Raw genomic sequence first — 6,263 nt, 5'->3', positions numbered from 1 at the left:
GCGAACGCAGGTTCATCATATCGTCGGTCATCGGTGGTGTCCTTCAGGTTGGTTCTAAGCAACCCGACCCTACCGGAAATTACCGATGGCTACGAAATCCAGCTACACCACTCGCTGGGACACGATCGCGTGAACCCGTAGCCGATGAGATACGGCCGCCTTGCGACCCTCCAGGCAACCACCTCGGGCTCCGCATTCAGAAGGCTCGGCAAGGCTGCGCGAAGCGGACTGTCCAGCCGCTCGTCGGAGTCGATATTCAGGCACCAGGGCTGCGTGCACTGGTCGAGCGCGAACTGCTTCTGCCCGGCATAGCCCCGCCATGCCTCCTCGAACAGGCGGATGGGCCAGCCTTCGGCGATGTACCGACGGATGAGCGACAAGGTGCCGTCGGTCGAGCCGGAATCGACGATGATGATTTCTGCACATCCGGCCAGACTCGCGATGCAGTTCTCGAGATAGGACTCCTCGTTCTTGCAGATGATGAAGACGGAAACGGCAAGAGGCGTGGCCTTCTGGCTAAGTTCTATTCTGCTGTGCATCATGTCTCGACCATCGACGACGTTCCGGCACGGGGATGAAGACACATGATCGACGCCCCGGACCGATGGTGCACGCTAGAAGAAAATACGATAAATTACTAATGTTTAATTTTCAGGAGAATGACGGACGTCGTGCTGGCTGTCTCCTGCCGCTCGGCCCCCACCGGCGCTCCGCACGGCAACGGGCCGATCCGCGCCGGAGGGCGGAAAAGCCGGTACCGTTGACAATCAAATGTGGTAATCCTGTCCCGCGCACTTGAAACCGCTTGACCCTCATACCTACTCTGAGCACTTCTGCCGTTATCAAAATCGCCCGTTTCGCGCGCATGCCCCAGAATCTGGGCTTGAGACCGCGCCCAAGGATACGCCATGACGTCCCGCCACACGAAACTCCTCATCATCGGCTCCGGCCCGGCCGGCTACACCGCCGCCATCTACGCCGCGCGTGCCATGCTCAATCCCGTTCTCATCGCCGGCATGGAGCAGGGCGGCCAGCTGATGATCACCACGGATGTGGAAAACTATCCGGGCTTCGGCGATCCGATCCAGGGTCCGTGGCTGATGGAGCAGATGCTGAAGCAGGCCGTGCATGTCGGCACCGAGATCGTCAACGACCTCGTGACCTCTGTGGACGTCTCGGTCCGCCCGTTCCGCCTGACGACCGATAGCGGCACCGTCTGGACGGCCGATACGATCGTGATCGCCACCGGCGCGAAGGCCAAATGGCTCGGCATCGAGACGGAAGAGACCTTTAAGGGCTTCGGCGTCTCCGCCTGCGCCACGTGCGACGGCTTCTTCTATCGCAACAAGGATGTCATCGTCGTGGGTGGCGGCAACTCCGCCGTCGAGGAAGCGCTCTACCTGTCGAACCTCGCAAAGACCGTGACGGTCGTGCACCGCCGCGACCATTTCCGCGCCGAACGTATCCTGCAGGAGCGTCTTTTCGCCAAGCCGAACGTAAAGATCGTCTGGGACCACGAGATCGCCGCCTACACCGGCACGCCGCCGAAGCCGCCCATGCCGGCCTCGGTTACGGGCGTCACCCTGCGCAACACGCGCACGGGCGAGACGTCGGACATGCGGATCGACGGCGTCTTTGTGGCGATCGGCCATGCGCCGGCCACCGAGCTCTTCAAGGGCAAGCTGCGACTGAAGCCGAACGGATATCTCTGGACGGCACCCGATTCGACCGCGACCGATGTCGAGGGCGTCTACGCCGCCGGCGACGTAACCGACGATATCTACCGGCAGGCGATCACGGCAGCCGGAATGGGCTGCATGGCCGCACTCGAAGCCGAGAAATTTCTGGCGGGTCATATGCCCGTCGCAATTGCAGCCGAGTAGACGCTGCGAGAGAACGAGGCACCACCGATGGTGCCATGTGGGAACGAAAGACGCGCCGGATGAGGGGAAGCATCGATGCTGTCCCTTGCAGGCGTCGGGTGGGGGGACGGAATGCCGCTTGACTGGGATAAACTGCGCATCTTCCATGCGGCGGCGGAAGCAGGCTCCTTCACCCATGCCGCCGACAAGCTGCATCTCTCCCAGTCCGCCATCAGCCGTCAGGTCTCCTCGCTGGAGCAGGACGTCGGCATCAAGCTTTTCCATCGCCACGCCCGCGGCCTGATCCTGACGGAACAGGGCGAAATTCTCTATCGCACGGCCCATGAAGTGCTGATGAAGCTGGAAAGCGTGAAGGTCCTCCTGACGGAAACGACCGACAAGCCCTCCGGCAAGCTGCGCATCACCACCACCGTCGGCCTCGGCCAGGGCTGGCTGACGGACAAGGTGCAGGAGTTTCTGGCGCTGTATCCCGATATGTCGGTTCAGCTCATCCTCGACAACGAGGAGCTGGACGTGAACATGCGTCACGCCGACTGCGCCATCCGTCTCCGCCAGCCGCAGCAGTCGGACCTGATCCAGCGCAAGCTGTTCACGGTGCACATGCACCTCTACGCCGCCCCCTCCTACATCAACAAGCATGGCGAGCCGCAGTCGATCGAGGATCTCGACAACCACCGCATCATCACTTTCGGCGAACCGGCACCGAACTACCTTCTCGACGTGAACTGGCTCGCGATCGCCGGGCGCGACAGCGACAATCCCCGCAATTCGCATCTGCAGATCAACAGCCAGACCTCGATCAAGCGCGCCTGCCTGCTCGGTATCGGCATCGCCATGATGCCGGACTACATCGTCGGGCGCGATCCCGGCCTGATCCAGCTGCCCATCGGTGCCGACATCCCGTCGTTCGACACCTATTTCTGCTATCCCGACGAGCTGAAAAATGCGGCAAAGCTGAAGGTCTTCCGGGACTTTATCGTCTCCAAGGCACGAAACTGGAATTTCTAGCCTCGCGTTCTAGCGGTGCCGAAATATCAGCCATCCGAAAATCGCGGATCAACACCCTGTTAACGCTACACTTCTTTGACGGCGGCAAGCCGTCGGGAGCAGCTATGCGTTTACTTTGCTCGAAACTTGAGCAGAGCTGCGTCCAGCGCATGGCTGATGTGCATAGAAATTGATTGCTGGCCGCCTAAGAAACGATCATACCGACCTCAGCTGATGCATCTTTGGTGGCGATTTTCCTCCCAGTGCCACCGCAGCAGCTGTTCCCCTCTGGAGGTTGAATAACCTTCATAATTTAAAAGGGCCCAAGTTCACTTGGCGCCCTCTTTTTTTGTCCGGATTTTGCTCTGCCTTTGCGCACAGCCCGCGGCATCCGCCCGCAATTTTCTCACCGAAATCGCGATGCGAATGTTGAATTCGTCACAATCCTTTCCCATATCAAATTCAGCTGATGCACTTGGTGATCATATTCCCTCCCAGTATCACCGCACCAGCTGTTCCCCTCTGGAGGTTGTATGACCTTCACATCTCAAGGACCTCGGTTTGACCGCAGGTCCTTTTTTTTGCCCGCATTCCGGATTCTCGCCAGCCGATCTTGTAAATCGTATTTCGACGATCCACATATCGGGAGAAGACAATGCAGAGATCGCCATCGTGCGATGGGTTGAAATGGACCTGACCGAAATCCTCAAGGCGCTGGCGCATCCCAAGCGGGTCGAGATTCTGACCAAGCTGAAGGACCCGCACGCCCATTTTTCGTCCCAGGCCCACCCCGTCGAAATGGGCGTCTGCGCCAGCCAGTTCGAGACGGTCGGCCTGTCGCAATCCACCATATCGGCGCATCTCGCCATCCTTCAGCGCGCGGAGCTGGTGACGACACGACGTGTCGGCCAGTGGATCTTCTACAAGCGCAACGAAGACACCATTCAGGCGTTCCTTGCCGAAATCGGCACAGCCCTCTGAAGCTTCCCTCCCCCGACCCGACTGGAAAGGACATTCCATGACGTCTCTCTTCGACCCCACGACCGCCGGCGACATTGCGCTTGCCAACCGCATCGTCATGGCGCCGCTGACGCGCAATCGCTCGCCAGGCGCCGTGCCGAACACGCTGAACGTCACCTATTACGAGCAGCGCGCCACCGCCGGCCTCATCATCACCGAAGCCACGGCCATCACCCATCAGGGCCAGGGCTATGCCGATGTTCCCGGCCTCTACACGCCGGAAGCGCTGGACGGCTGGAAAAAGGTTACGAGCGCCGTTCACGCGGCCGGCGGCAAGATCGTCACCCAGTTGTGGCATGTCGGCCGCATTTCGCACACCTCGCTGCAGCCGGGCGAAGGTCAGCCGGTTTCCGCCTCGGCCATCACCGCCAAGTCCAAGACCTACATCCGCCACCCCGATGGCACGGGCGAGTTCGTTCCGACATCCGAGCCGCGTGCGCTGGAAGCGTCCGAGCTCCCGGGCATCGTCGAGGACTACCGCAAGGCCGCGCGTGCGGCGATCGATGCAGGCTTCGATGGCGTCGAGATCCATGCCGCCAACGGCTATCTGATCGACCAGTTCCTGCGCTCCGGCACCAATGAGCGGACGGACGCCTATGGCGGCTCCATCGAGAACCGGGCCCGCTTCCTGTTCGAGGTCACGGACGCCATCGTCGCCGAAATCGGCGCAGGCCGCACCGGCATCCGCCTCTCGCCCGTCACGCCGGCAAACGACGCCTTCGATCCCGAGCCGCAGCCGCTGTTCGACCATGTCGTGAAGGGCCTCGCCAAGCACGATCTGGCCTATATCCACGTCATCGAAGGCGCGACCGGCGGCGATCGTGACTTCAAGCAGGGTGACACTCCGTTCGACTTCGCAGCCCTGCGCGCGACCTACGAGGCCGCCGGCGGCAAGGCGGCTTGGATGGCAAACAACGGATATGATCGCAAGCTGGCGATCGAGTCGGTCGAGAGCGGCCGCGTCGATCTCGTCGCCTTCGGCAAGCCTTTCATCTCGAACCCGGACCTTGTCGAACGCCTGACGCAGGATGCCCCGCTGAATGCGCTCGACCCGGACACCCTCTATGGCGGCGGTGCCAAGGGCTATACCGACTACCCCGCTTTGACCCAGCAGGCCGCGGAATAACCACCGCTTCGATCGATGAAAGAAAGGCCCGTAGCGATGCGGGCCTTTTTCATGGCCCCCAGCTCGGATGCGGCACTTGGCGTCAGGCGCTCCGCACCGCAACGCTCTTCAAGGCCGGTACGCAGAACAGCGCGCCGATGACCAGCGGCAGGCAGAGGAAGTAGGAGGCCCGAATGCCGGCATGTTCGGCGACGAAACCCAGGAGCGGCGGCGCGAAGAAGAAGATGATGAACGTCACCTGGCCGAGCGAGGCGACATTGACATGCGGCGCGCGGTCGCGGCGCTGGGCCGCGGCAGACACCGCGAGCGGATAGACCGCGCTGCAGCCGGCCCCCATCAGCGCGAAGCCGAACAGCGCCACGACGGGATGCGGCGACAGGCCGACGGCCGCGATCCCGATCGCCGAAAGCACCAGGAGCGAGGCCGCGACGGCACGGCTGCCGAAGCGCTCGACGATCGGATCGGCCACCATGCGCACCAGCGCCATGAAGAAGGTGAAGAGCGTCAGCCCCAGCCCGCCGACGAAAGGTTCCGACTGGAAGACATCGCGCATGTAGATCGCCGACCAGTCGATGCCCGCGCCTTCCACGAGAAAGGCGGCGATGCCGATCAGGCAGAGCGGCAGCAGGCCGACGGTCGGAAAGGCGAAGGCCGGCGCCTTTTCCTCCGGCCGATGCGTCGCATCCACCGGCGCGGCCTCAAGCCCGCGGATCGCCACCCAGGCGAAGACGACGACCGCGAGCAGCGTCATGCCGAGATGGACCTGCATCGACACGCCGGACTGGCGGATGAACGACGCCACGAGCGCCGTCACGAAGAAGCCGAGGCTCCAGCAGCCATGCGCCCGGTTCATGACGCTGCGGCCGATGGCCGCCTCGATGCGCCCGAGTTCGACATTGAGATTGATTTCCAGCGCCCCGGCCAGCATGCCCGCCACGAGCAGCACGGCAAAGACGCCAGCGGCGCCGGGCATCCACGGCACCAGCGCGTAGCAGGTCGCCGTACCGATCACGGTGATATAGGCGGTCCGTTTCGGACCCAGGCGCTCGATCAGCGGCGAGGACACGGTGAGCGAGATCAACGCCCCGATGGCCATGCCGATCAGCGTCAGGCCGAGTTCGGACTTATCGACCTGCAGCGCAAGCTGCAGGTCGGGCATGCGCGCAAGCAGCGCCCCCAGCGCCACGGCAAACAGGAAGAAGCAGATGTAGATCCTGTGATGCCCGGCGAGTGTCAAAGGGGCGCGC

General features: G+C 62.5%; 5 protein-coding genes and 1 pseudogene. 4 read left to right on the top strand and 2 right to left on the bottom strand.

Features of this window, described 5'->3' with window-relative positions:
- Nucleotides 1-128: 128 nt before the first annotated feature.
- Nucleotides 129-539: pseudogene (locus LRX75_RS21410) on the bottom strand (glycosyltransferase family 2 protein); the annotation flags it as partial.
- Between the two features lie 369 nt (nt 540-908).
- Between LRX75_RS21410 and trxB the strand changes: the two are divergent.
- The 4 genes from trxB to LRX75_RS21390 all read left to right on the top strand — a co-directional run bounded on the left by trxB (nt 909) and on the right by LRX75_RS21390 (nt 5,016).
- Nucleotides 909-1,883, top strand: coding sequence for a thioredoxin-disulfide reductase (gene trxB / locus LRX75_RS21405; RefSeq protein ID WP_231816663.1), 975 nt, complete (start codon nt 909-911; stop codon nt 1,881-1,883).
- Between the two features lie 111 nt (nt 1,884-1,994).
- Nucleotides 1,995-2,891 carry a LysR family transcriptional regulator VtlR gene (locus LRX75_RS21400; RefSeq protein ID WP_113150612.1) on the top strand — a complete coding sequence of 299 codons (897 nt, stop codon included), beginning with the start codon at nt 1,995-1,997 and terminating at the stop codon, nt 2,889-2,891.
- Between the two features lie 666 nt (nt 2,892-3,557).
- Nucleotides 3,558-3,851, top strand: coding sequence for an ArsR/SmtB family transcription factor (locus LRX75_RS21395; protein ID WP_231816662.1), 294 nt, complete (start codon nt 3,558-3,560; stop codon nt 3,849-3,851).
- 37 nt (nt 3,852-3,888) lie between these two features.
- On the top strand, nt 3,889-5,016 hold the full coding sequence (locus LRX75_RS21390; protein ID WP_231816661.1) for an alkene reductase: 1,128 nt from the start codon (nt 3,889-3,891) through the stop codon (nt 5,014-5,016).
- Between the two features lie 82 nt (nt 5,017-5,098).
- Here LRX75_RS21390 and LRX75_RS21385 read toward each other — a convergent pair whose 3' ends face one another.
- On the bottom strand, nt 5,099-6,253 hold the full coding sequence (locus tag LRX75_RS21385; protein WP_231816660.1) for an MFS transporter: 1,155 nt from the start codon (nt 6,251-6,253) through the stop codon (nt 5,099-5,101).
- Nucleotides 6,254-6,263 lie beyond the last annotated feature (10 nt).

Source organism: Rhizobium quercicola (assembly GCF_021168455.1).
Lineage (GTDB): Bacteria > Pseudomonadota > Alphaproteobacteria > Rhizobiales > Rhizobiaceae > Ferranicluibacter > Ferranicluibacter quercicola.
This window is presented reverse-complemented; position numbering and strand designations above follow the sequence as displayed.

Coding starts and splice junctions, on each gene's coding strand:
- trxB (WP_231816663.1), top strand. CDS start 909: ATGACGTCCCGCCACACGAAACTCCTCATCATCGGCTCCGGCCCGGCC.
- LRX75_RS21400 (WP_113150612.1), top strand. CDS start 1,995: ATGCCGCTTGACTGGGATAAACTGCGCATCTTCCATGCGGCGGCGGAA.
- LRX75_RS21390 (WP_231816661.1), top strand. CDS start 3,889: ATGACGTCTCTCTTCGACCCCACGACCGCCGGCGACATTGCGCTTGCC.
- LRX75_RS21395 (WP_231816662.1), top strand. CDS start 3,558: ATGGACCTGACCGAAATCCTCAAGGCGCTGGCGCATCCCAAGCGGGTC.